This is a genomic window from Marasmitruncus massiliensis (genome assembly GCF_900186535.1).
In the GTDB taxonomy this organism is placed as follows: Bacteria; Bacillota; Clostridia; order Oscillospirales; family Ruminococcaceae; genus Anaerotruncus; species Anaerotruncus massiliensis_A.
Genome location: NZ_FYDE01000005.1, coordinates 705955 through 730109, shown reverse-complemented (window position 1 = coordinate 730109; position 24155 = coordinate 705955). Strand labels below are relative to the sequence as shown.

Sequence of the window (24155 nt, the reverse complement as noted above, 5' to 3'; positions counted from 1 at the left end):
GGTTTCTTCAAATTTACGGACTATAAAAATCCCGCAGACCAGTCTGCGGGATTTTTATAGTTTAAGTGCGCTTATACATCAGATAAACAACGACATATCCGATTCCTCGGCGTTTGCCAGCATTGCAGCAGCACCACCAAGCTTTACTCCGTCGATCAGTTCTTCCTTCTTGATGCCCATCACGTCCATGCTCATAGAACAGGCCACCAATTCAATGCCGTTTTGCCGGGATGCTTTGATGAGGTCTTCCAGGCTGTCGATATGCTTGTTCTTCATGACTCCGCGGATCATCTTCGCGCCCATGCCGCCCATATTCATCTTGGAAAGGGACAGCTTCTGTGAGCCTCTGGGCATCATCGCCCCGAACATACGGCTCATGAAATCCTTGCCGGTTTTAACCCGTTCGGGACGGCGCAGGATATTCAGCCCCCAGAAGGTAAAGAACATCGATACCTGACGTCCCATGGAAACGGCGGCATTTGCGATAATAAAAGATGCGATCGCTTTATCGAGGTCGCCGGAAAAGACAATGATGTTTTTCTTGTCGCCCTTTAAACCGGCTGCCGCGCACACGCTTGCACCGCCTTTTTTAACCAAAGCGGTATACACGCCTTTTTCGCTTTTGACCCCTCCAAAGGTGTTTCCGGTCCGGCGGCACCATGCTTCCACATCGGCGGAGAAGGCCGGGTCTGTTGTCTGAATTTCGATGATTTCGCCGTCGGCCGCTTTTTTGACCGCCTCGCCGAGCTTCATAATCGGACCGGGGCACTGCAGGCCGCAGGCATTGATTTTGACGGTTGGAGCCGAGGTCGGCAGCATAGTCTCGCTGTTCATGGTAACATCCTCCCTCACAATTCCCTGTCGTCCAAAGACACTGTTGTAGAGGCGGCAGCCGCCGGAAAGGTTATAGCAGTCAAACCCCAGCTGGCTGAGCATGCGGCACGCCACATAGCCGCGCAGACCAATCTGGCAGGTCGCATAGACCGGCTTTGATCTGTCCAGTTCGCTGACATGCGCGCGCAGTTCATCAAGCGGAATATTGACAAATCCGGCGGGACCGCCGTTGCGGAACTCTGGCGCTGTGCGCACATCCAGAAGCGTAACACTCCCGTCGCGCGGGAGCGTATCCACCTCATTCCAGTGGAACAGCTTGACCCTGCCTTCCAGCACATTTTCAGCGACAAATCCCGCCATATTGACAGGGTCCTTCGCGGAAGAAAACGGCGGTGCGTAAGCCAATTCGAGTTTGGTCAGGTCATATACGGTCATGCCGGCGCGCATGGCGGTGGCAATTACATCGATTCGTTTGTCTACCCCGTCGAACCCTACAATCTGTGCGCCGAGAATCCTGCCGCCGTCCTTTTCAAACAGCAGCTTTACCGACATGTTCACCGCGCCCGGATAATAGGAGGCATGGGAAGCGGAATAAGTATAGGATTTTTCATAGGGCAGGCCCTCCTGCCGCGCCTTGGCTTCGGTGATTCCGGTAGTTGCGACCGTAAGGTCAAAGACTTTCAGGATTCCTGTGCCCTGCGTGCCGCCGTAAGTACTTGCAATCCCCGCGATATTGTCCGCGGCAATCCGCCCCTGTTTATTGGCGGGGCCCGCAAGCGGGATATATCCCTGTCCGCCCGTTACAAAATCGGTGATCTCCACCGCGTCTCCCACAGCATAGATATCCGAATCGCTGGTCCGCATCTGCGCGTTCACGAGAATGGCTCCGCGTCCGTTTACCTCAAGCCCTGCTTTCCGGGCAAGCAGGCTATCCGGCCGCACACCAACAGAGAGAATGGCCATATCCGCAGAAATTTCACCACAGCCGAGCGTAATCAGGAGTTCGTTGCCGGTATCGTCAATCGCCTTGACGCCGTCGCCCAGAATCAGCTTTACACCCTTTTCCCGTACGTGGTTATGTACATCGCAGGCCATCTCATAGTCAAGCGGCGCAATCAGGTGATCAGAAAACTCAACAATTGTCACTTTTACTCCGGCGTGCACCAGATTTTCCGCCATTTCCACGCCGATATACCCACCGCCCACAACGACCGCCGTTTTGGGATGCTTTTCTTCCAGAAAGTCCTTGATCCGGTAAGTATCCGGGATATTGCGCAGCGTGAAAACTCTGCCGCTGTCCACACCTGTGATCGCCGGTTTCACTGGCGCCGCACCGGGTGACAGAATCAGCTTGTCATAACTTTCCGTATATTCTTCTCCTGTTTTCAGATTCCGAACGGAGACCGTTTTGCCCGCGCGGTCAATTGACAGGACTTCACTTTGCACGCGCACGTCCACCCGAAAACGCGCGTTGAAGCTCTCGGGAGTCTGCAAAGTCAGCGCCGACCGCTCCGTAATCTCCCCGCCGATATAATAGGGAAGCCCGCAGTTGGCAAATGAAATATATTCCCCCCGCTCAAACAGAATAATCTCCGCGTGTTCATCCAGTCTGCGCATACGTGCCGCCGCGGAGGCGCCGCCCGCAACCCCGCCGACAATGAGTATCTTACGCACAATAAGCAGCCACCTTTCAGTAATTGATTTTGTTAAATTTATGTCAATTCTGATTTTCATTCTCATTATAGCGCCCGACAGGTTTACATACAGTGATTAAGTCACATAACCCCCACAAAGCGAAAACAGCAGACCGGAAGCGGCCTGCTGTTTTGTTCTTTGTATATTGTTTTTACTGAAAACTGCTTGGCTGAGAAATATTTTTCAGCGCCTGCTCGGCATTGTCCTGAAGCTCGGGCTCCATGGAGATATCGCCCAAGGCGACGATACCAACCAAACTATCGTTTTCAACAATGGGCAGCCTGCGAATCTGCCTTGAGCCCATGATATTGGCCGCCTCATGAACATCCATATCGGGATATCCGGTCACCGGGTTCGCGCTCATGACATCTTTGACCTTCTGCTGTTTCGTATTTTGTCCCACTGCAACGCATCTCAGCGCAAGGTCCCTGTCTGTGATAATACCGACTACTTTTTTCTGGCTGCAAACAGGGATCGAGCCTACATCGTATTGCTTCATCAGCAACGCGGCCTTCTCAACAGAATCTTCGGAACTTAAGCAGGCAACATCTCTGGACATAATTTCTTTTACTTTCATAGTATCACCTCAATGATATCATACCCGAAGAAGCAGGTATTATGAAAAAATTCTATAGAAATCCTTCCGCTTTTCATAAGAAAAAACAGTCAATAGAAGTCTCTCTGAATGGATATAATTTCCGCTTCGGTATTCGCCTCTACGTAATTGCAAAGATGATCGGCAATGCTGTCCGCCTGCATCTGGCCGACGGCAACCGCCGCAATGCCAATGACAATTGTCTGATGAATGTCCTGTTCGTCAACTTCCGCAGCGGATACATGAAATTTGTTCTGAAGTTTTGCAATCAGACTTTTGACCTCCATACGTTTTTCTTTCAGCGAGTGTACCCATGGCGCATACAGCCGGATTGTCAGGGCTATAACTCTCATAAATTCCCTCCTGATGGAATCTATTTTCTATGATAAATCCATTTTTTTGGTTTTTTATTCCATTCCGGAATATTATATAAGCAGATTGCTTATATTTACCCTGTTTTGGAAATATTTTTCCAAATATTAGCTAGAATTTTGTTGATCAATGTCAATAAAACTGATATAATGTTGGCAAGATAAAGACTGTATAATATTACCAAAATCCAAAAAATTAATTTATTAAATGAACTATAATCCAGAAAAGTTTTCTATATAAAATCTTACTTTTATTTATAAAATGCCATAAGAGGGACCGTGCTATTTTTACATGATATTTTTATAAGTCTATCAAAAACGGTTTCATTTGACAAATTCCTAAATTCCGTTTTCAACGTAAAGCAAGGGGTGGGACATGCTGAATGTGACTCAGCCGGAAAGGCTACTATGAAATTGGAAAAGAGGAACGAACGTGAAAAATTTAAAGATTGGGAAAAAGCTTTTTGTCACATTTGGAATCGTAATCCTATTATTTGCAGCTTCAGCTGTGTCAGGGCTCTTCTGTATTGGCATCCTGTCCTCGAACTTTACAACATTTTATCATGGCCCCTATACCGTGGCCACCGAGTCCATCCAAATGCGTGCCAATATACAGGAAGCTGAAAAATATTTAATTAAATCCTGCACGTCCACAGACCCTGAAACCACCAAAGATTATATTGACAAATGCCAGGCCGCCATTGATCGCTTAAATGACGGAATCGCTGTATTGAGGGAAAATTATACCGGTAATAAACAATTAATTGAAGATTTCAGCACAACGACGGGTGAAGCCGCCCCAATCAGAGAGAAAATTTTTCAGCTTGCGGCAAATAACCAAAATGACGAGGCTATGAAGGCTTATAATCAGGAATATGAACCGGTTCTGATTTCCGCAAGGGATTTGCTCAGCCAGATTGAACAGGATTGCGCCGACGATGCATCCGGCTTTTATGCCCAGGGAAGCTCTATGCAGCAATTTGCATTTATTCTGCTGTTGCTGCTCTCCGCGGTTTCGCTGATTTTTATTATTCTGGTATGTCTGTATATTGTGCGCAGTATCACAAAGCCGATACACGAAATCGAACTGGCGGCAAACAAAATGGCAAACGGCGATTTGAATGTGGCCATCTCTTACCAGTCAAAGGATGAGTTGGGCAGCCTGTCGGGAAGCATACGGGAAATGGTAGCCATCCTCCGCTCCTATGTCGCGAATATTTCTGAAGTTCTTGGCAGGATGGCCGAAGGAGATATGACGCCCACCATCCATCTCGACTATGCGGGAGATTTCGCGCCGATCAAAAGTTCCATGCAGCGGATTCTGCGGGCGCTAAACGATACGCTGTCCCAAATCGCCCTGACTTCTGATCAGATCACAAGCGGGTCCGGACAAGTGTCGGACGGAGCGCAGACACTCAGCCAGGGAAGCACCGAACAAGCCAGCTCGATCGAAGAACTTTCCGCCACGATCAACGAGATTTCCGGGCAGATCAGGCAAAATGCGCAGAACGCGCAGCAGTCGGATAAAATGGTGCTGGAAACCGTTGCGGAGATTGAGCACGGCAACCAGCAGATGAGCCGTCTGGTCGAGGCAATGAACGACATTTCCGGAACTTCCGGCGAGATCGGCAAGATCATTAAGACGATCGACGACATTGCGTTCCAGACCAATATCCTCGCGCTCAATGCTGCGGTGGAAGCCGCCAGAGCCGGGGCCGCGGGCAAAGGGTTCGCCGTCGTTGCGGATGAAGTGAGAAACCTTGCCGGCAAGAGCGCTCAGGCCGCCAAAAACACAACTCTTCTGATTGAAAACGCGATTCACGCGGTAAAGAACGGCACACAAATTGCAGACGAGACGGCGCAGTCTCTGAACGAAATTGTTTCAAAGGCCCGCGATGTTTCCCTTCTGGTCAATGAAATTGCCAAAGCATCCAATCAACAGGCAGACGCGGTGATTCAGACTACACTTGGTGTGGAACAGATTTCGGCGGTCGTTCAGAACAACTCCGCCACGGCGGAAGAAAGCGCAGCGGCAAGCGAAGAGCTGGATGGGCAGGCGCAGATACTCAAAAAACTGGCCGGCAAATTTAAGCTCCTCCATACCAGGACGGATACCGGTATAAGTGCAGATAAGCATTCCGTTTCTGCCGACAAGCAACCAGGCAAATATACCCTTGTTGCTGATAACAGTATCGGCTCTGCAGAGTGACAATTTCACTTGAAAAGGCTCTTTCATCTATGAAAGAGCCTTTTTTAAACACCGCTAAAATAATAACATCTTCATTCACAGATTATTTGTAACTAAGTCACGGAAATTATACATAATTGGTATATAATTAACTAAAAAGAAAGCAAAGGATGTAAAGCAGAAAGGAGGATGATTTTTGTGACCACCATGTCCTGCACGTTAATCGGACAGCACCCCATGAGATTTCGATTCGGCTATGATGAAGACGATGCTCTTTGCCACAAAATTAAGCTGGAAATGATCCGCCAGATTCTAATTCTTTACCAGAACGGCGTCACAGATTTTTTCACAAACTGTGAAACGGGCCCGCCGATGTGGGGAGCGGAAGCAATCATTGCATTGATGGACAAGCTGAAATCTATCAGGCTGTTTTGCGCAATTCCCTATGAGGAACAGGCAACAAAATGGACACCGGATCTGCGGGACCGTTATTTTAATATCCTGGAAAAGTGTACGGACAGCTGTTATATTCAGAAACAACTGACTCAGGACAGCTACCGGCTCTGCGGCAACTATCTGGTGGAGCATTCCAACTTCGTACTCGCGGTTTATAACACAAAAATTACCACCACGCTGGACCCTGTAACTGCAATCGTCAATGACGCGAAGGAGGCAGGAAAAGGCATTATCTACATACATCCGGATACCGCCCGGGTAACGCCCATCCGAATTGAAGCATATGGCTGCAATGGAGATTTGTATTGACGTATTTTTCGTTCGTCCTCCCATCTGTAAATATTCCGGTTCAATTTGCATAGGATAGAAACGGAACAAAGGTGTTCTTCCCAAAGGAAGGGCACCTGATTTTTTGGGAGGGGATATCATGTGCGCAATCGCGGGCGAGCTTGACTTTTGTAACAATCTGCTGGAATGCAGTCATACCTATTATCAGGATATGCTTTCAACCATGCGGCGCAGGGGGCCCGACCAGAGCGATACGTTTTTATCGGAAAACGCCGCTCTGCTGCACGCGCGCCTCAGTGTCATCGATCTTGAAAACGGCAGGCAGCCGATGACCGAGCAAACTGAAAACGAGGACTATACCGTTGTTTATAATGGAGAATTATACAATACGGACGAGGTGCGTGCGAAACTTTCGCAAATGGGCTGGAACTTCCGAAGCCATTCCGACACGGAAGTGCTGCTCAAAGCATACATCGCCTGGGGAGAGGACTGTGTCAACCGGTTCAATGGAATCTTCGCGTTTGCAGTTTGGGAGAGCAAACAGAAACGGCTCTTCGTCGCGCGGGATAAAATGGGGGTCAAACCGTTCTTTTATGCCGAAATCGGCGGAAAATTCTTATTCGCGTCCGAAATCAAAACCCTCCTGAAGCATCCGCTCGTCCGCCCGGAAATTGATCTCCATTCCATTTCGGAAATCATGCTGATCGGGCCGGGCAGAACGCCCGGATACGGGGTCTTTTGCAACATTCAGGAATTGCCCCCCGCCTGCTGCGGATTTGTGACGGCCAATGGAAAATCTATCCGGAAATATTGGGATCTGACTGACCGGCAGCATACGGATTCTTTCGAAGAAACGGTGGAAAAGGTGCGTTTTCTGGTCGGAGATGCCATCAAACGGCAGCTTGTATCCGATGTTCCAATCGGGACTTTTTTGTCCGGCGGGCTGGATTCCAGCATCATCTCCTCGATAGCGGCCCGTTCCATGGCGGAGCAAGGGCGGCAGCTTGATACTTTTTCCGTTTACTATAAAGACAATGACAAATATTTTAAAACCAGCAAATTCCAGCCAAACAGCGATTCACAGTACATCGGCATTATGGAAAAGTATTTAAACTGTCGTCCGCACCATGTGGTAATTGATACCGACGAGCTCGCGGATGCCTTATATGAAGCGGTCGACGCACGCGATCTGCCCGGCATGGCGGATGTGGATTCCTCCCTGCTGCTGTTCTGCAAATCCATCAAGGAACACTGTACCGTTGCTCTGTCCGGTGAATGCGCCGACGAGATTTTCGGAGGATACCCCTGGTATCGGGATAAGACCATCCGGGAAACGGAGGGATTCCCCTGGGCGCAGTCAACCAGCTGGCGGGCAGGCTTCCTGAAAGACGAGTTCGCTGCGCAGGTCGACGTACAGAACTATGTGTTCGACCGATACAGGATGACGGCGGGCTCTACCGATCTGAGCTGCACAGACCTGTATGAGGACCGCATGGGCAAAATTATGATCAACCTCAATATGAACTGGTTTATGCAGACGCTGCTCGACCGGAAAGACCGTATGAGCATGTATTCGGGGCTGGAAGTCCGTGTGCCATTCTGCGATTACCGGATCGCGGAATATCTCTATTCGGTTCCGTGGGAATATAAAGATTATCAGAATTATGAAAAGGGACTGCTTCGCAAGGCGGCAGAGGGGCTCCTGCCCGATGAGATTCTTTGGCGCAAAAAGAGCCCTTATCCCAAAACGCACAACCCATCCTATCTGAATGCAGTTTCCAAACGTTTGGAAGAAATCATACAAAATCCTGAGGAACCGCTGTTCCAGTTCGTCAAGCGGGAAAAACTGATTGAACTGCTGCATTCGGGCAATCAAATCCCCTGGTATGGGCAGCTCATGACCGTCCCGCAGACAATTGCTTATTTCCTGCAGGTAAACTACTGGCTCAAAACCTACCAGATTCAGATCCGCTGATGCGCAAAATGCTCCTGCTTTTCAAATAGCAGGAGTATTTTTTATTGTATATAAAACGCATCATTTGTTACAGGCTTCAGATAAGTTTCACCGAAATTTCACGCTTGTGACACAATAGTGACCTATTATTAAATAAAATAGCGTCGTTCAACAGCATTTCTTTTAAAACAACAGAAAATAAGAGGTGAACAGCATGATCGAGGCAATCAACAGCAGCAGTTATTCTTTGGAGCAGCTTTTATACCAGCAGCAGGTCAGTTCTTCGGATATTGCAAATTCTACGGAAGAAGTTTCGGCCGTAAGCAGCTCCTCTGTGCAGCAGGCGGGGAAATCACAGCAGGAATCTGTATCCCGGCTGGACACAGTTGAAATCAGCGCAGAAGGAAAAGCCGCGCTCGCCGCTGCGAAATCAGCAGCACAGGGCCCCACGGTTTCCAGCACAGAAACCACCTGGAAAACCGACGGCAGCACATCCGACTACACCGACCTAAGCTCATTGACTGAGGATGAGATCAATGAGCTGGTTCAGGAAGGCACGATTACCTATGCACAGGCTCAGACAGAACTTATGAAACGAGCGGTCGCTGAGGCGGCACGGGGAACGGAGCCATCCGCATCAGAAGATGATTCCATCTTTGTGCGGGAAAAAGACGCGGCCTTGCAAGATTCCGTACTTCAAGCGCAGGACGTCGCTTTGCAGACAGAACCGTCGGCTGAATAGCCGTTCGATGCATACATATTTTACCGTCAAAATGCGGACACAACAATTGTCGTGCCCGCATCTTTTAATGATGTGCCTTAATTCTTGCGTATTTTTCGCGTGTTGCAATCCCGCCGCGGATGTGTCGTTCCGACTTATTCTGTTCCAAAACGGCTTTGACCTGCGTATAGATAGTTGGGTTGATTTTTTTCAGCCGGTCCGTTACGTCTTTATGTACTGATGTAACAAAATGGAGCGGCTGTTCCGCCGTCTCCATTTTGTAAAAGCTCCAATCGTGCTATGCTACGATTTTGGAATATTCAAATACCGCGACGTCCCTCACCATCGACCGCATCCGGTCAACAACTGCCTCCAGCTTCTTAGCAACCTCGTTGCTGTAAGACACTTCGCCGCACTGGCTGCAAACCTGCGAAGGTACATTTTTAATAATCATAATGCATTCGCCAAGGTCGACGATAAAATTGGTCTGCCGATCTTCCAATGAGCCTTTACAGTACAGGCACCTCATGATACATCTCGCTTTCGTGATATCAGTATATCCCATTTACAGGTACCGCGCAAGTTCGCGTACAAATAACTATCCGCCGGCCTAGCCGGCGGTTTTCCTTTAACGGGCGTAGCCCTTGATTGCTAGCCACCCCTAAATGAGGTTGGTACGGTCTGGCACACGCGAAGAGCGTTTTACTTGCTACCCGTGAACGGGTTCTCTTCCTCCAGTGTCAGCTGACCATTAAGCTCATCTTCTTTGAGTTGCTTTGCGATATATTCTTGTATCTTTTCCGCATTCTTTCCTACCGTATCCACATAGTACCCCCTACACCAGAATTCTCTGTTTCGATATTTGAATCTCATATTGCCCCACTTTTCATATATCATCAGGCTGCTCTTTCCTTTTAGAAAGCCCATGAAACTACTTACACTCATTTTAGGCGGTATTTCTACCAGCATGTGTATCTGGTCTGGGCATACTTCTGCCTCTATGATATTTACACCTTTCCATTGGCATAATTCCCTCAATATTGCTCCTATTTCCAGACGTTTCTCTCCATAAAATACTTTGCGTCTGTATTTTGGTGCCCATACTTTGTGATATTTGCAGTTCCATGTTGTGTGTGATAGACTATGACTGTCATTCACTTTGACTGACCTCCTTTTGATGTCCCTTGCAGTTGCCAGACCGCAAGTTTATCCTACATCAAAAGGAGTTTTTTTGTCATGTCTCATCGCTAAAGCTCCACTGAACCCCGCGACTATCGCGGGGTTTTCATATACAATAAGTGACGCTAACGTGCGGCTAGCGTCACTTTTATGCGCCCGTTTTGAGGCGCGGCTGATATTATGGTCCCTATAGGACCGTTGTTCATACCCCACGCCTTGCGTGGGGTTCTGAATTTATGGAGGGCATGATACGCTATACCCTTTTTATAGAACACGGCAGCATTAAAGGAGGAATGTTGGAAAATGTGAGGGCTGAAAAAGATTTCGCAAATTATTAAAAGTTTAAGTCATCTTGAAAAGCACCTTACTGCGCTTCATTTTGTTTTCTAATTGCTTTCACGATATTAGTCACTACAACCGTCAATGCAATTAAAATAATTACGCAAGCAACCGGTCTTGTAAAAAAAATCGAAACTGCACCAGCACTCATTTTTAGTGAACGGCGAATTTCGCCTTCAAACATAGCACCCAATACCAACCCCAGAACCGTTGGCGCCATTGGAAATTTGGCTTTCGCCATAAAATATCCCAGTATCCCCAAGACCAACGTCAAAATAACGTCAAAGAAATTATTGCGCAGCGCATACGACCCAACCAACGAAAGGATAACCAGAGCAGCAGTCAAATAATGAACCGGGACATTGAGCACCTTAATAAAAAGTTTAATTCCAACCATTTGAATCAGAACCATTACCACTGTCGCTATGAACAATGTCGTAAAAATTCCGACGACAACGTCTGGAGATTCCAGAAATAGTGCAGGGCCCGGTTTCAATCCGTGAATCATCAAACCGCCAAGCAATATAGCTGTGACACTGTCTCCTGGAATTCCAAGTGTTAGCATCGGAATTAATGCACCTCCACAGACGCCATTATTGGCAGCTTCTGAAGCGATAACTCCTTGTTCGTTTCCCTTACCAAAGCTTGCTGGTACTTTTGAAAAACGTTTTTCTTGATCGTAGGCTAGAAATGAAGCAATATTGCCACCAGTAGCAGGAATAATCCCAATAATCGTTCCAATTACGCTGGAACGAATAATATTCACCATTGACTGAAACAGTTTTTTTAAAGAAGGAACAAAATTATGTAGCTTAATATCAACCTTTTCCGTATTATTTTTATCCGTGCAACTCATCAAAATTTGTGGGATCGAATAAAATCCGATCAGCGCAGGCATTGTGCTAATACCGCTCATAAGGTTGATGTTTCCAAATGTAAAACGCAGATCTCCCCAGATCGGATCCACTCCTACGAAAGACAACGATACACCGATCAATCCCGCAATGATGCCCTTGATAATGGATTTTCCGGATACCGCCGCAATAATCGTCAATCCAAAAAACGCAAGAGCCGCATATTCAGGCGAACCAAAACCTGTACAAAGTCTGGCCAGATAAGGCGAAAGGATTACGAGAATAAGCCAACTGATGATACTGCCAAAGCCCGAAGCAAAGGCAGCCCAGCCTAATGCTTCCGCGCCGCGTCCTTGTTTGGCCATTGGATATCCATCCAAACAAGTTACTACTGCCGACGGAGTACCGGGGATATTCAGCAGGATTGCCGATACCGCCCCCCCAGCCATACCGCCAACATAAGTTCCCAACATCATACCGATCGCCTGAACCGGTTCCAGTGTAAAGGTCAGCGGAATTAAAATTGCAACTCCCATTGTTGAAGTCAAGCCGGGAAGCGCACCGAATACCAGCCCCATAAATGTACCGACAATTACTAACAGCAGTGTAGATGGGTCAAGAAAAACTGCAATAGCATTTGTTATAATAACATTCAAATCCATACTCTATTCTCCTCAACCCAAAATCATTTCCAGCAAAGGTTCCGGAAAATCTACTCTAAACAGTAGTCCAAACACTAAGTACACAAATGCAACCAGCGAAAAGCTAATGGCTACATTTTTTATAATCCCAGTTGATTTATCCAATAATCGAGCCTGAAATGTAAAATATAGAAAAGAACTCAAAAAAAATCCAAACAATTTCCAGCTAAGCCCATACACGATGATTAACAACATCGTACCTGGAATTCGCCAGTCCATAATTTTCTCTGCGTTACTGCTCTGTTTGTGAAAAACAATCAGCGCTTTCACATTTGGAACCATAAGACAGAGGCAGAAAAAAACAATGATTCCGAAAACTGCTTTCGGAAAATCCATGGAGGTGAGCCCTTCGACGGCAAATTTTGACTCCGCGGTAAATGCTGTATACAGCGAAAAGCTGCACACCACTGTCAATATCACCAGGACACACAATTCAAACTGCCTTTGTGTTTTATTCATAGCATCCTCCTGTTTTACTGCGGCAAGCCGATTCGTACCGACCTGCCGCAGTTTGCGTTCCGGCGGATAAGATTTCCTACGACCGGAAACCGAAATATCTCAATATCAAATCAGGAAAAGATCTCCGTGCTGACTTTCTCCATACCTGCATAGATATCGTTTATGTAAGAATCCAGCTCATCGCCGATGATTGGACTGCACACAAAAACTCTTTCATCAGCAAACTTCTGAAAATCGTTGCTCTGCAGCGCTTTCTGGAATAGCTCTGCAAGTGTTTTCTGCATTTCTGGATCCATTCCGGCAGGACCGATAATATAACTCATCTGGGTAATCTGACCAAGTGAAAAAACATCGTAGCCAACTTCCGCGAAGGTTGGGGTCTCAGGTAAAAGTGTCAGCCGATTGTTACTGAACACACCGAGTGCAATTAGATCGCCGCTTTGAATTTGTGTGATTGCTTCACTGGGTTTTACAACGCCCGCGTCAATATGCCCACCGATGATATCCGCACTAACACGCGAGGCCCCATCAAAAGGCAAAAAGTTAAATTCCGTGTCAGCGCCTCTGCCAAGCAGGGCTGCAAATGCCTGATTAACATTGTTAGAACCGGGGACACCGATAGAGACCTTTCCGGGATTCGCCTTGGCAGCGTCAACAAATGCTTTTGCATCTGCATATTTGCCATTTGCTTTCGCAACGAGAATAATCGGATCCTCAGAAACAGTCACGATATTGGTCGTTTTATCAATTCCTGCGTCCATTCTGCCTTGAGCAACTAGCGCAAGATAGGAGCTGGAAGCCAATCCCAGCGTGTATCCATCCGGTTTAGACGCAATAACTTCGGTCAAACCAACTGCACTGCCGCCCCCTTCAACGTTTTTAATTGTTAGGTCAATACCCAACTCATTTTTAAAGATGGGCTGCAAATAGCGCGCCATAATATCCGTACCGCCGCCGGCATTCCATGGAACGATCAATGTGATCGGCTTTGTAATCTCCGCCGTTTTTTCAGGCGCTTTTTCCGGAGACGTCGTCGAATCAGGCTCGGACGAAACTGCCGGAACCGACGCTTCGGAAGAAACTGTTGTAGAATTCTGCGTTTTGGAGCAAGCTGCCATCGAAAGAATCATTGCGATACCGAGAGCAACTGTAACTATTTGCTTACTAAGCATATTCATTCTCCTTTTTCAATTGCCAGATCCATCAAATATTTTTTTACAGCTTTCTGTATATTGCCAATATGCGTTTCCATCGCTTTTCCGGCATCTTCAGTGTTTCTTTCCCGAAGCGCACGGTAAACAGCAATCATTTCCTGCTCGGAATCGATAAAGCGTAGATTATGCAGTGAATTCGAAAGCTGTATTCTGCGTATCTCTGGCTTAAAAGTATCCAGTATTTTTGTAATTTCATCATTTCCGCAAAGTGTAAGGATCAAATCATGCATAAAGCGATCCACTTCAAAAACTGTCTGTCTTTTTTCATCAGTGCCTTTCTCTGTTGCTTCCAGATGCTGAAACTGTCTATCCAGTTCCCGAACATGTTCATCTGTTATTTTTTCAGCAGCTTTTTTCACTGCGTATGTCTCAAACAGCATTCTGATTTCACAAATGTCCATGGCTTTTTTTTCGCTGATTGGACTTACGATCGTACCACTTTGAGGAAATATTCTGACAAGGCCTTCTCTTTCTAATTTTGTAAACGCATCGCGAATTGGTGCCCGGCTAACTCCGTATTTTTGAGAAAGCACCGTTTCACTCAATTTTTCACCCGGAGCATATACCAGCTTGGAAATACCCTCCTTGAGGTCTTCATAAATATAATCGCCCATCGTTTTTTTGACATACATGTCGCACACCTCATATCCATTCTCTTTTTCACATATAGCGTTCTAAGATATTACTATACTAATATCTTATACCGTTCTGCGACTTTTGAAAAGAGGCTAAGCGTGCATGTCATCCGCAATCTTCAACAGGCGGTTATATTTCACATTCCGTTCGGCACGTACCGGCGAACCAAGCTTGATCTGTCTTGTTCCCAGCGCTGCCGCCAAATCCGCGATGAAATCATCTGTGGTTTCTCCGGAGCGCAATGAAACTGTGACATCATATCCGTTTTCTTCCGCCAATGCACAAGCTTCTACTGTTTCTGTTACCGTGCCGATTTGATTCATTTTGAGTAGTAGCGTATTAGCGCAGTTATTTTCAATTCCCGTTTTTAACCTTTCAATATTTGTGACAAACAGATCGTCTCCAACGATCTGAATTCCATCGCCCAGCTTTTTTTTCAATTCCGTGTATGAATCAAAATCATCCTGGTCAAACGGATCTTCGATATAAGTAAGCGGGAACGATTTTGCCAGAGAAACATAATATGCAATTAGTTCATGCTTATCCATTTCTCTTCCACAGACCTTGTAGCAGCCCGTTTCCTTATTATAAAGTTCACTGGCGGCAACATCCAAGCCAAGTGTTACATGTTCCGCATATCCGGATTCCCGCGCAACTTGAAGCATGCATTCAAACGCTTCTGCTGTGGATTTCAGCGGTGGCGCTAATGCACCTCCATCCTCTGGGAACATACCATACTTACCAACAAGAAGCTTTTCCAACCTGTAACGCATATCGGCTAATGCTTCCACCTGCTGTGCAAAAGTATCAAATCCGTTTAAAAGCAACAAGTAATCTTCAAATTCCAAACCGGATGTTGAGAACTCTCCGCCTGCAATTACTGTCGCAATTACATCAGGAAGCCCTTTAGAATGATTGGGCGCTATGTAATGATACAACTCCTTTCCCTGCGAAAGCGCTGCCGCACGGCAGACAGCAACAGATACCGCCAAAATTGTATTTCCGCCCAGTACTTCTTTATTATTAGTACCATCCAGATCAATCATTTTCTGATCGATCCCTTGCTGGTCGGTTACATCCATTCCACATATTGCTTTATTAATAACCGTAGAAATATTCTGCGCCGCTTTTTTTGTACCATATCCGCGATAACGTGTTCCGCCATCATACAACTCATGCGCTTCATACTTTCCTCTGGATGTACCGCTTGGGACAGATGCGATAGCCTTGATTCCGTTTTCCGTAATTACTGTTGCCTCTACTGTAGGTTTGCCCCTGGCATTTAAAATTTCTCTGCCTGTAACCGAAACGATTTTATCTATTGGATTCTCCTCCTTTCCCTACAACAACTACTCTGAGATTCATTACATTTGTACCTGTGTGTCCAGTAATGATCTCATCCTCCAGCAACCTTAGCGCATTGGAAGCGTCGTGCGTATTTAAAGCATTATTTATGCTAAGGCCCATTTTTTCTGCTCTTGCTTTCGTCAGTCCATCAACGATTCCACCCGCGATCATACATGGTCCATCTGTCCCGTCTGTATCAATTGATGCGCAAGCCACCGGTACATCTAAATACCACTTTGTTGAAAAACCAAGTGCCGTTTCCTGATTCGGACCGCCGTCTCCATAGGTTCCGTTAATTGTGACTGTGGTTTCTCCACCAGAAATGATTGCACAAGGTGTTTTCACAGGACGACCAAAGCGGGCAGCTTCTGTCGCGATTCCCGCCAACACAATACCAAGATCTTTTGCTTCACCTTCCAGCGTTGTAGAAAGTAGCATCGTATGATATCCCAACTCCTCCGCCTTTTTGGCTGCCGCCTCACAGCAGGAACGCGGATCCGCAACACTGTACAGACTACAGTCGAATGCATCCAGAGATTTTACAGTCTCGCTAACTTCTCCCCGAAGCCCTTTCTCCAATCTGTTGCGAATTGATGGTGCTATCTGATCCCATAGTCGGTATTCCTGAAGCATCTCTATGGCATCCTGATATGTGGTGGGGTCTGGCAAACACATGTCCGGCCAAGGCATATCAGGCGGCGCAGTATTAAGAGTTAAGGTAATAATTTTCGCCGGAGCCGCATATTCCAGTAGGCGACCACCCTTGATCTGGCAAATATGTTTTCTCACTGCATTGATTTTCCCAATGGAAGCACCGCATTTAAGCAGCATAACATTCAGTGCTTTCAGCTCGTCAATGGTAATCGGGTCAGCGGGCATATTGGCCATCGCAGAAGAGCCTCCAGTGATTGCCGCAAAAACAATATCACCTTTTTTCGCCTCAGCCAAAATTTTTACCATCTCTTTTGCTGCAACGATGCTCCGCTCATCCGGAATAGGATGGCTGGATTCAAATACATCGATGTGACTTAATCTGCGTTTTTCACCTTCTTTGACGACGACCAATCCTTTTTCAATCCGGCTTCCAAGCTTTTCATCCAATGCTTGAGCGATTGGAAAACTGCCTTTTCCTACGCCAACAACATAAATGTTTCCGATTTCAGATAAAAGGTACTCTCTCCCACCGATCCGAAGCCTATCTTTGGATACCTCCAGCAGCTTCAACGTTTCTGTATACGGAACAGCGCGTCGGATACCGCTTTCAATAATGTCTAACGCATCTATGCGCTCTTTTTGCTGTCCCTTTACTGTCAGCTTCTCATAATTTTTGTAAAGCGCACTATTTTCCCCCATTTTTTCCCTGCTTTCCTATAAAATCTTTATTCAATTATGCTTTAAAAATAGAGTTGTCCTGAAAACTCCGACTGGTAATGACTTATTTCGAAAGCATATTTTTATTATGTATAGCATCATAGAGCTTGCAGGGAAATGTTCATCATGCAAAGTTCAAGTTTATTTTGCATTAAGGCTTAACCCTGCCGGTTAAAACAATTTTGATCTTCCACAATGGGGACTCCTCAGCTTCTCCTACTTGGAGCAACGACTACATTTTCACTACACCTCTACAGAAACAGCTTCATATCGCTCATATAGTTTTATACGTATTTCCTCCTTGAAACTGGTATATTAAAATATTAACATTTTAATATATGCTATGTCTACTTGCAAAATAACCAAATTACCTTTTAATAATTTATTTAATAAGATTAGAACTCTGACTTCTGCTGATTTAATAGTGTGGAAAATGCTTCTGCCATAGTTGACATTTCGTTTGTCAATACCGGTCAACTGGTCGAGATATTAGAATCTCTGGCTGCACATTTATTATAATAACGTTCTATGCTGCCAAATCAGCAGCATAACCTCCAATTCGGCGTCCGGAAGACGCTTATAGGATTCCATGCAAGACTCCTCCTTACTACAAGAATACGGGCTTGCAATCCTGTCTCAGCTCGCCAGGACAAAGCACATGATACTCAGCACACAATTTTATGGAGGAAAAAAGGATATGAAAATTCGGATTCAACAGATTGCGGATACATCCTGCAAAAAAAAGAGGGCTGTCACTTCTGGCGCTTTGTACCGCTTTCATTACAGCTGGAAGCCTGCTGATCGGCTGTGCCCCGCTTTCGACAGAGATGCTGCAAAAGCCGATTTCAGACGCTTCTTTGCAGGTGGTGTCTTCGCAGGAAGCTATTTCGGTATCCTCGGAACCGGAGAAAGAGGTGGATTTGGTTGAAGAACACGAAAGCCCTTCAGAAAGCATGCTAAACGATATCGGCACCGATACGCTACTGGAACTGGAGAAAGTGTTTGAGCGCATTATGTCTGACAGTACGGCTCAGTATCCTGGCGGCGCAATGGCATGGCCCGCCCCGAAAGCCGAACATATTATCACTCCTATGGCTGGATGAACGACGGACAGGATTTCCATACCGGCATTGATATCGGCGGCAAGGACGTCCGTGGCACGCCAGTGGTCGCCGCGCAGGACGATATGGTTGCTTTTGCAAACAATGCAAAGGAGAATCTAGGAGGGGGATACGGTCGATATCTCATTCTGGATCATGGCGGCGGCATCGCCACTCTCTACGCGCATCTGAATAAACTTCTGTGCGGGAAGGCGAAATAGTGGTTAAAGGACAGCAGATTGGGGAAATCGGCTCCTCCGGCAACGCAACTGGTGCACACCTTCATTTTGAAGTGAGGGAGAACGGAATAGATGTGGACTCCAGCGGCTACCTAACGTCTGAAGAAGAGCAAAAAGAACAGTCTGTTTTAATAGAAAAATTTAATTGAACTGTATCCAAAAAGGGGGATTCTGACATGAAGGATTACGACATCGAGTTCAACGTGCTTAGGGAGAATCTGGCTCGTAAATCAATGATTAAATCTATGCTAACCAGCATTCGCACCCAACTCACGAAACTGGAAATGGAAGAGCAAAGGCTTGCTAAAATTCGTTCCAAGGAACAGGCGGATGTAGCCAGACTGGAAAAAGTCAGCTTGGCGGCTCTTTTTATGTGGTCATCAGTGAGAAGGGGGAAAACTCGATAAGGAAAAGGCCGAGGCTTATGCCGCAGCCGTAAAGCATGATGCCGTTGTCCGCCAGTTGCGGGAGGCATGGTATAGTCAGAATTCCTTGGAATCAGAGCTTCTTAGCCTTTCCCAAGTAGAGGTACAACACAATAAAATCTTTGCCGCCAAAACTAAAGCAATCAAAGCAGAAAATCCGGAGTACGGTACTGAAATTTTCCGTATAGAGGATTGGCTTAGCTAGGGCTTTGTCCTCATATGAAGAACCTCGGCAAAGTGAAGTGATAACCTGTAAGTAGACAGAAAAACCACTGTTTACTTATAGGTTATACTTATAATTGGGGTGAAAAAGGATGGGTAAAAAGGGTAGGACAAAAAGATATTTCAGTAGAGAGAACATTTTTTATGGATTCAAATATAAAATTAAAGAATATCGGTTTGAAACAAAGACCTCCCAGTCTTTGATAAGCCAAAATATCTCCCTATTCGACTCATCCGTGGTGGTTACCGCTCTACAGTACATCATACTCACTACATCCTCGAGAATCCGGATTATGCTTGTAACCATTTGTTCTATGGTGCCATAGGTACTGGTGTTTCTTTATTCGGCGGCGCGCTAACAGATCGGTATAATCACAAATACCTTATTACGCTGGCTGATGGCTTCATCGCTCTTGCCACATTAGAGCTGGCTGTTTCCTTCCTGACGGGATTTGAGCCTGTAGGTACGATACTGATCGTTTCGGTGGTGCGCTCCAGTCGATACGGACATTCAAGGCCCTGTCGTCAGCGCTATCTATCCCAACTCTTGCCAAAGGAGCAACTATTAATCTTTACTAGTAACAAGAGTAAGGGGTATATTCATTACAATGCCGCTGGTAATGCGCCGGGGTTGACACCACCAATGAATTGCCGAATCTACTGAATCGCCAGTTTAATGAGCATCCTGAATACGCAACTGTTGTGAGCGATTTGACCTATGTAAGGGTTAATTACAAGTGGAACTACATATGTCTACTTGTTGATCTTTTTAACCTGGAGATCATAGGCTATAGTACCGGAGCACATAAAAATGCAGAACTTGTTTTTGATGCCTTTGCGACTGTGCATACCGACTTGGATCGCATCCAGATATTTCATACGGATCGGGGCAGTGAATTCAATAATGAGATTATTGATAAAGTTCTGGATTCTTTTCATATCAGCCGACCCATAAGTCTAAAGGGCTGCCCTTATGATAATGCCGTTGTCATACAGGCAACCTTTCAGGCTGAGAGAATGGCTGATGTGAAAGGCGCTCAGAACTTTATCAATAAGTAAAGTAGCCTGCGGTTTTTCTTTGATGGGGTAGCTCTTATTTACTGGTCACGCCTAAATGGCATTGGCACGGTCCAGCACACGCAAGGGGCTTGCTCAAATCCGCTTTGGGTTTGTCGGACGGGATATATACTTTTTCCTATTCATCACTACTGTTGTTACAGTAAAGTCTTAGCCCTTATTATTTACCACTCTGCAATCGAACCATCCTTATGCCGCCAAACCGGGCTTTTCCAAGTATGAGGGGTTTTGTTTTCCTCAAGCACAAGTTCTTTATTTACATCTACTCCGAGACCGGGTAGGCATGGCAAATTAATAAAGCCGTCCGTAAAATCACTTTTATTTTTCACATAGTCTGAAACGCTCTGATCTTTATTGTAATGAATACCGACGCTTTGCTCCTGGATTATCGCATTATAGCAGGTTGCATCCATGTTAAGGCAGCTAGCCAGTGCAATAGGGCCAAGAGGGCAGTGGGGCGCAAGCGCTACGTCATAGGCCTCTGCCATCGAGGCAATTTTTTTGACTTCTGTCAGACCGCCCGCATGAGAAAGATCAGGTTGTATGATATCTACGCCGCCGGTTTGCAATAGCCGCTTATAATCATATTTTGTAAAAAGACGTTCTCCCGTGGCAATCGGAATATTGCATGCCGCTGCAATCTCAGGAAAATATTCCATGTTTTCACACAGGACGGGCTCTTCAATAAACATAGGGTCGAATTCTTCCAGTTTTTTGCCAGGATCTTAGCTAATGGCTTATGAACCCGGCCATGGAAATCTATTGCGATTCCGAAATATTTACCACAGCGCTCTCTTACGGCCGCTACACGTTCTAATACAGCATCTATTTTTTCATAGCTGTCAATCATCTGCAATTCTTCTGTTCCATTCATTTTAACGGCCGGGAAACCTGCGTTTTTGCGATCCTTTGCAGCAGCGGCAACATCAGCCGGGCGATCCCCGCCGACCCATGAATATACCTTAACTTTATTACGGCATGCACCGCCTAATAGTTCATAAGCAGGTACTCCAAAATACTTGCCTTTGATATCCCAAAGTGCCTGATCAATTCCGGAAATAGCGCTCATTAGCACGCCGCCGCCGCGATAAAAGCCACAGCGGAAAAGTTTAGTCCAAATATCCTCAATACACATTGGGTTTTCACCAAGCAAATATGACTCCATTTCTTGCACGCAAGCCTGAACCGTAGAACAATGTCCTTCAAGCACGGGTTCTCCCCAACCAGATATCCCGGCATCCGTGAGAATTTCTACAAATCCCCATCTGGGTCGAACAAGATAGGTATGAACTCCGATAATTTTCACAGCAATCTGCCTCCGGTTTTTTGATAGGAAACGGCGCTCCATACAAAAGTAAGAATCTTTTGTGCGAAGCGCCGTTTCAATGTTTAAAAAGATGGTTACGGTGTTTGCAGAGAGCCATCCGGCAAACGCGTCTGCGTCCAGGTTGTCACCGTATTTTCACAGGGATATTTTGCGGCTTCCTTTTCGACAAGGTCCACACCGAGACCGGGTTTGTCATTGGCATAAACAAATCCGTCGTTGCCGTAGGCAGGCAATCCCGGGAAAACATCCAGCAGTGCTCCGCGCGGGCCCTTGAGTTGCTGTATCACGAAATTGGGCGGCTCAATGCCGCTCCATTCCTGTAAACCCAGATTCGGGGCGGCAAGGTCAATATGAATATTCGCGGCGTGCGCAATCGGGCTCATGTCCCCGGGCCCATGCCAGCAGATCCGTACGCCGTACTGCTCTGCGAACAGGGCCAGCTTACGCGCTGGTGTAATGCCGCCGATCTGGCTGATATGGACACGTACAAAGTCGATCAGATGGCTACTGATCAGCTGCTGCCATTCCTGTGGATTGTTAAACAGCTCGCCCTGTGCCAGCGGGGTAGTCGTGGCGGAACGGATGCGGCGCAGCCAGTCCAAATGTTCCAGAGAAACGGTATCCTCCAGAAAAAACAGCTTGAACGGTTCCATTTCCTTTGCGAATTGAACGGCGTCAGCGGGATGAATGCGCTCATGCACATCATGCACCAGCTCCATTTCAAAGCCGATTTTGCTGCGGATTCCTTCAAACAGCTTCACGGTATCGCGCATGTATTTCCCGCCGTCCAGATAGATACCGGGGGTTGCGCCTGCCGGCGCGCTTGTTGGCGCGGCGCCGTAGCCGCCGCCGCCATAGCCGCCGCACTGGCAGCGAATATGCTTGATGCCGATACCGCGGTACTTCTCGATATTTTCGCAGATTTCATTTACGTCCCTGCCGTCCGCGTGGCGATAGACGGGAACCCCTTCCCGCACTTTTCCGCCGAACAGCTGGTAAAGCGGCATGCCGGCCATTTTCCCTTTGATATCCCATAGGGCCATGTCGACGCCTGATATTGCGTTATTTTCAATGGGGCCATTGCGCCAGTATGCGTTCTGGTGCATCAGCTGCCAGATTTCCGTAATATTGCTCACATCCAGGCCTACAATCAGCGGCCTGATATACTCTTCAATCAGGAGTTTTACGGCTAAATGGCGGTATGCAAAGGTGGCACAGCCCAATCCATACAGTCCGTCCTCCGTCGTCAGCACTTTGACGACTACCAGATTGATACCCTCCGGCGCAGTGCAGATCACCTGCACATCCTGAATCTTGGGGCTCATTTAAATTTCCTCCGTAACAGTATTTACTTCACCAGATAACCGCCGTCGACCGGAATAATAGCGCCGTTCAGATAGTCGGAAGCGCCGGAAGCCAGAAACAGCAGAGGGCCTTTCATGTCTTCTCCGGTTCCCCAGCGGACCTGCGGAATGCGCTGAGAAATTTCCGCTTTGCGGGCATCGGTCAGTCCGCTGTTCATTTCGGTATCCATATAGCCGGGGGCAAGCGCATTGATGTTGATGCCGCGCCCTGCGCAGTCGCTGGCCAGCGATTTGGTCAGCTGGGTCACAGCGCCTTTAGCCGCCGTATAAGCGGGTACGGTCGTACCGCCAAACCAGGACACCATAGAGGCAATGTTGATGATTTTTCCGCCGGTGGGCTGCCTAAGCATAACTTTCAGCGCATTTTGGCACATGAGCCAGACATGGTTCAGATTGACAGCCAGCACCAAATCCCACTCCTCAACGGGAAATTCCTCTGGCAGATGGCGGCGCTGAATACCGGCAGCCGGCACAAGAACATCCAGCTTTCCTCCAAGGTATTTCATTGCTTCCTCAAACATCCGGTCTATTTCGGCGCGGTCGGCTAGATTGCCGGATACGGCACAGGCGTCATAGCCTATTGAACGGTATTCGGACACGGCAGCCTCCAGCTTTTCCTTCTGGACATCCATCAGTACAACCTTGCAGCCGTTCTCAAGCAGGCCTTCCGCCATGCTGCGGGATAGCCCCTGAGCGCCGCCGGTTACAATGCAGCATTTCCCTGCGACATCAAATTTACTAGAAACCATGATCATTTGCTCCTTTAATACCTATTTTTGCATTATCTATCAAAAATGATTATCATTTTTTTTACACTGGCATCCGGATGATCAATATGGTAAAATACCTCATTGATTTTGCTGAACGGGATATAATGAGAAACAAGCCCTTCCATCTCCCATAAAGTATTTGAGGGTCTGACAGGAGAACAGCAGGACATCCTGACCCAAGCAGCCAGGGCCGCTTCTAAATTCGGTTTGGAGCTGACGCAGCAAAATGACACCGCCGCTCGAGACATCCTTAAGGAAAGCATGACGATTGTGGACACCGACGTGGATTCGATGAAAGCAAAAATTGATTACACCACCTTTGATTGCATGAAAGGTGATACCGCTAAGAAAATTCTTGAGTCTGCGCAGGTTTCCGCAAAATAACTGTCGTAACGACGTACGCGGAACGAAAGTTCCGCGTACAACAAC

General features: G+C 46.9%; 23 protein-coding genes and 2 pseudogenes. 9 read left to right on the top strand and 16 right to left on the bottom strand.

Translation table 11 applies throughout. The annotated features are described in order from the left end of the window. Positions 1-78: 78 nt before the first annotated feature. The 3 genes from C1A10_RS11560 to C1A10_RS11550 form a co-directional block, all read right to left on the bottom strand. Positions 79-2508 (bottom strand): DsrE/DsrF/DrsH-like family protein, encoded by a 2430-nt coding sequence (locus tag C1A10_RS11560; RefSeq protein ID WP_341456912.1) that lies wholly within the window; start codon positions 2506-2508, stop codon positions 79-81. A 172-nt stretch (positions 2509-2680) separates the two neighbouring features. Beyond that, positions 2681-3106: a CBS domain-containing protein gene (locus C1A10_RS11555; protein ID WP_101910407.1), complete on the bottom strand. Its 426-nt coding sequence runs from the start codon at positions 3104-3106 to the stop codon at positions 2681-2683. Between the two features lie 89 nt (positions 3107-3195). Then, entirely contained in the window at positions 3196-3477 is a 282-nt protein-coding gene (locus C1A10_RS11550; RefSeq protein WP_101910406.1) for a DUF503 domain-containing protein, read from the bottom strand. 451 nt (positions 3478-3928) lie between these two features. Here C1A10_RS11550 and C1A10_RS11545 point away from each other — a divergent pair, with 451 nt between their 5' ends. The 4 genes from C1A10_RS11545 to C1A10_RS11530 all read left to right on the top strand — a co-directional run bounded on the left by C1A10_RS11545 (position 3929) and on the right by C1A10_RS11530 (position 9123). Beyond that, positions 3929-5704, top strand: a complete 1776-nt coding sequence (locus tag C1A10_RS11545) for a methyl-accepting chemotaxis protein (protein ID WP_101910405.1) — start codon at positions 3929-3931, stop codon at positions 5702-5704. A 168-nt stretch (positions 5705-5872) separates the two neighbouring features. Next, the gene (locus C1A10_RS11540; RefSeq protein WP_101910404.1) at positions 5873-6448 is read left to right on the top strand and encodes an SLOG family protein; all 576 of its coding nucleotides are present in this window, start codon (positions 5873-5875) and stop codon (positions 6446-6448) included. 118 nt (positions 6449-6566) lie between these two features. Further along, a complete protein-coding gene (gene asnB, locus C1A10_RS11535; protein WP_101910403.1) occupies positions 6567-8402 on the top strand; it encodes an asparagine synthase (glutamine-hydrolyzing) in 1836 nt (611 codons plus the stop codon). A 193-nt stretch (positions 8403-8595) separates the two neighbouring features. Further along, positions 8596-9123 carry a hypothetical protein gene (locus C1A10_RS11530; RefSeq protein ID WP_101910402.1) on the top strand — a complete coding sequence of 176 codons (528 nt, stop codon included), beginning with the start codon at positions 8596-8598 and terminating at the stop codon, positions 9121-9123. Positions 9124-9187: 64 nt separating this feature from the next. On the opposite strand, the pseudogene C1A10_RS11525 reads toward C1A10_RS11530, so the two are convergent. The 9 genes and pseudogenes from C1A10_RS11525 to C1A10_RS11485 form a co-directional block, all read right to left on the bottom strand. After that, positions 9188-9346: pseudogene (locus C1A10_RS11525) on the bottom strand (sporulation transcriptional regulator SpoIIID); the annotation flags it as partial. 54 nt (positions 9347-9400) lie between these two features. Continuing rightward, positions 9401-9631, bottom strand: a complete 231-nt coding sequence (locus C1A10_RS11520) for a type II toxin-antitoxin system MqsA family antitoxin (protein WP_101910400.1) — start codon at positions 9629-9631, stop codon at positions 9401-9403. Between the two features lie 173 nt (positions 9632-9804). Then, positions 9805-10260, bottom strand: a complete 456-nt coding sequence (gene tnpA, locus C1A10_RS11515) for an IS200/IS605 family transposase (RefSeq protein WP_101909239.1) — start codon at positions 10258-10260, stop codon at positions 9805-9807. Positions 10261-10645: 385 nt separating this feature from the next. Next, complete coding sequence (locus C1A10_RS11510; protein ID WP_101910399.1) at positions 10646-12136, bottom strand: tripartite tricarboxylate transporter permease; 1491 nt, start codon at positions 12134-12136, stop codon at positions 10646-10648. A 12-nt stretch (positions 12137-12148) separates the two neighbouring features. Next, entirely contained in the window at positions 12149-12634 is a 486-nt protein-coding gene (locus C1A10_RS11505; protein WP_101910398.1) for a tripartite tricarboxylate transporter TctB family protein, read from the bottom strand. A 110-nt stretch (positions 12635-12744) separates the two neighbouring features. After that, positions 12745-13806 carry a tripartite tricarboxylate transporter substrate binding protein gene (locus tag C1A10_RS11500; RefSeq protein WP_180951114.1) on the bottom strand — a complete coding sequence of 354 codons (1062 nt, stop codon included), beginning with the start codon at positions 13804-13806 and terminating at the stop codon, positions 12745-12747. Between the two features lie 2 nt (positions 13807-13808). Beyond that, positions 13809-14480, bottom strand: coding sequence for a GntR family transcriptional regulator (locus tag C1A10_RS11495; RefSeq protein ID WP_101910396.1), 672 nt, complete (start codon positions 14478-14480; stop codon positions 13809-13811). 96 nt (positions 14481-14576) lie between these two features. Continuing rightward, positions 14577-15797: a phosphopyruvate hydratase gene (gene eno, locus C1A10_RS11490; RefSeq protein WP_278309137.1), complete on the bottom strand. Its 1221-nt coding sequence runs from the start codon at positions 15795-15797 to the stop codon at positions 14577-14579. A 1-nt stretch (position 15798) separates the two neighbouring features. Further along, positions 15799-17184 (bottom strand): glycerate kinase type-2 family protein, encoded by a 1386-nt coding sequence (locus tag C1A10_RS11485; RefSeq protein WP_101910394.1) that lies wholly within the window; start codon positions 17182-17184, stop codon positions 15799-15801. 737 nt (positions 17185-17921) lie between these two features. On the opposite strand from C1A10_RS11485, the gene C1A10_RS11480 reads away from it, so the two are divergent. The 4 genes and pseudogenes from C1A10_RS11480 to C1A10_RS11465 all read left to right on the top strand — a co-directional run bounded on the left by C1A10_RS11480 (position 17922) and on the right by C1A10_RS11465 (position 20247). Beyond that, positions 17922-18305: a hypothetical protein gene (locus C1A10_RS11480; protein ID WP_101910393.1), complete on the top strand. Its 384-nt coding sequence runs from the start codon at positions 17922-17924 to the stop codon at positions 18303-18305. Next, positions 18257-18690, top strand: a pseudogene (locus C1A10_RS18990) (M23 family metallopeptidase). The gene C1A10_RS11480 and the pseudogene C1A10_RS18990 overlap by 49 nt, the downstream one beginning before the upstream one ends. A gap of 27 nt (positions 18691-18717) precedes the next feature. Beyond that, positions 18718-18948, top strand: a complete 231-nt coding sequence (locus C1A10_RS11470) for a hypothetical protein (RefSeq protein WP_101910392.1) — start codon at positions 18718-18720, stop codon at positions 18946-18948. A gap of 888 nt (positions 18949-19836) precedes the next feature. Continuing rightward, the gene (locus C1A10_RS11465; protein ID WP_101910391.1) at positions 19837-20247 is read left to right on the top strand and encodes a DDE-type integrase/transposase/recombinase; all 411 of its coding nucleotides are present in this window, start codon (positions 19837-19839) and stop codon (positions 20245-20247) included. A 182-nt stretch (positions 20248-20429) separates the two neighbouring features. On the opposite strand, the gene C1A10_RS19015 is transcribed toward C1A10_RS11465, so the two are convergent. From C1A10_RS19015 to C1A10_RS11450, 4 genes are all read right to left on the bottom strand, one after another. Further along, a complete protein-coding gene (locus tag C1A10_RS19015) occupies positions 20430-20834 on the bottom strand; it encodes an enolase C-terminal domain-like protein (RefSeq protein ID WP_341456911.1) in 405 nt (134 codons plus the stop codon). After that, a complete protein-coding gene (gene dgoD / locus C1A10_RS11460) occupies positions 20816-21571 on the bottom strand; it encodes a galactonate dehydratase (protein WP_242968919.1) in 756 nt (251 codons plus the stop codon). The genes C1A10_RS19015 and dgoD overlap by 19 nt, the downstream gene beginning before the upstream one ends. Positions 21572-21666: 95 nt before the next feature. Next, a complete protein-coding gene (locus C1A10_RS11455) occupies positions 21667-22917 on the bottom strand; it encodes an enolase C-terminal domain-like protein (RefSeq protein WP_101910390.1) in 1251 nt (416 codons plus the stop codon). Positions 22918-22940: 23 nt separating this feature from the next. Beyond that, positions 22941-23705, bottom strand: a complete 765-nt coding sequence (locus tag C1A10_RS11450) for an SDR family NAD(P)-dependent oxidoreductase (RefSeq protein WP_101910389.1) — start codon at positions 23703-23705, stop codon at positions 22941-22943. Positions 23706-23987: 282 nt separating this feature from the next. Here C1A10_RS11450 and C1A10_RS18860 point away from each other — a divergent pair, with 282 nt between their 5' ends. Then, positions 23988-24110, top strand: a complete 123-nt coding sequence (locus C1A10_RS18860) for a hypothetical protein (protein ID WP_278309124.1) — start codon at positions 23988-23990, stop codon at positions 24108-24110. Positions 24111-24155: the final 45 nt, after the last annotated feature.

Excerpts from the sequence above, each read along its gene's own strand:
- C1A10_RS11520 (WP_101910400.1), bottom strand. The coding sequence starts at position 9,631 with ATGAGGTGCCTGTACTGTAAAGGCTCATTGGAAGATCGGCAGACCAAT.
- C1A10_RS11530 (WP_101910402.1), top strand. The coding sequence starts at position 8,596 with ATGATCGAGGCAATCAACAGCAGCAGTTATTCTTTGGAGCAGCTTTTA.
- asnB (WP_101910403.1), top strand. The coding sequence starts at position 6,567 with ATGTGCGCAATCGCGGGCGAGCTTGACTTTTGTAACAATCTGCTGGAA.
- C1A10_RS11495 (WP_101910396.1), bottom strand. The coding sequence starts at position 14,480 with ATGTATGTCAAAAAAACGATGGGCGATTATATTTATGAAGACCTCAAG.
- C1A10_RS11555 (WP_101910407.1), bottom strand. The coding sequence starts at position 3,106 with ATGAAAGTAAAAGAAATTATGTCCAGAGATGTTGCCTGCTTAAGTTCC.
- C1A10_RS18860 (WP_278309124.1), top strand. The coding sequence starts at position 23,988 with ATGACGATTGTGGACACCGACGTGGATTCGATGAAAGCAAAAATTGAT.
- C1A10_RS11500 (WP_180951114.1), bottom strand. The coding sequence starts at position 13,806 with ATGCTTAGTAAGCAAATAGTTACAGTTGCTCTCGGTATCGCAATGATT.
- C1A10_RS11540 (WP_101910404.1), top strand. The coding sequence starts at position 5,873 with ATGATTTTTGTGACCACCATGTCCTGCACGTTAATCGGACAGCACCCC.
- C1A10_RS11550 (WP_101910406.1), bottom strand. The coding sequence starts at position 3,477 with ATGAGAGTTATAGCCCTGACAATCCGGCTGTATGCGCCATGGGTACAC.
- C1A10_RS11455 (WP_101910390.1), bottom strand. The coding sequence starts at position 22,917 with ATGAGCCCCAAGATTCAGGATGTGCAGGTGATCTGCACTGCGCCGGAG.
- C1A10_RS11505 (WP_101910398.1), bottom strand. The coding sequence starts at position 12,634 with ATGAATAAAACACAAAGGCAGTTTGAATTGTGTGTCCTGGTGATATTG.
- C1A10_RS11470 (WP_101910392.1), top strand. The coding sequence starts at position 18,718 with ATGAAGGATTACGACATCGAGTTCAACGTGCTTAGGGAGAATCTGGCT.
- C1A10_RS11510 (WP_101910399.1), bottom strand. The coding sequence starts at position 12,136 with ATGGATTTGAATGTTATTATAACAAATGCTATTGCAGTTTTTCTTGAC.
- C1A10_RS11450 (WP_101910389.1), bottom strand. The coding sequence starts at position 23,705 with ATGGTTTCTAGTAAATTTGATGTCGCAGGGAAATGCTGCATTGTAACC.
- C1A10_RS11485 (WP_101910394.1), bottom strand. The coding sequence starts at position 17,184 with ATGGGGGAAAATAGTGCGCTTTACAAAAATTATGAGAAGCTGACAGTA.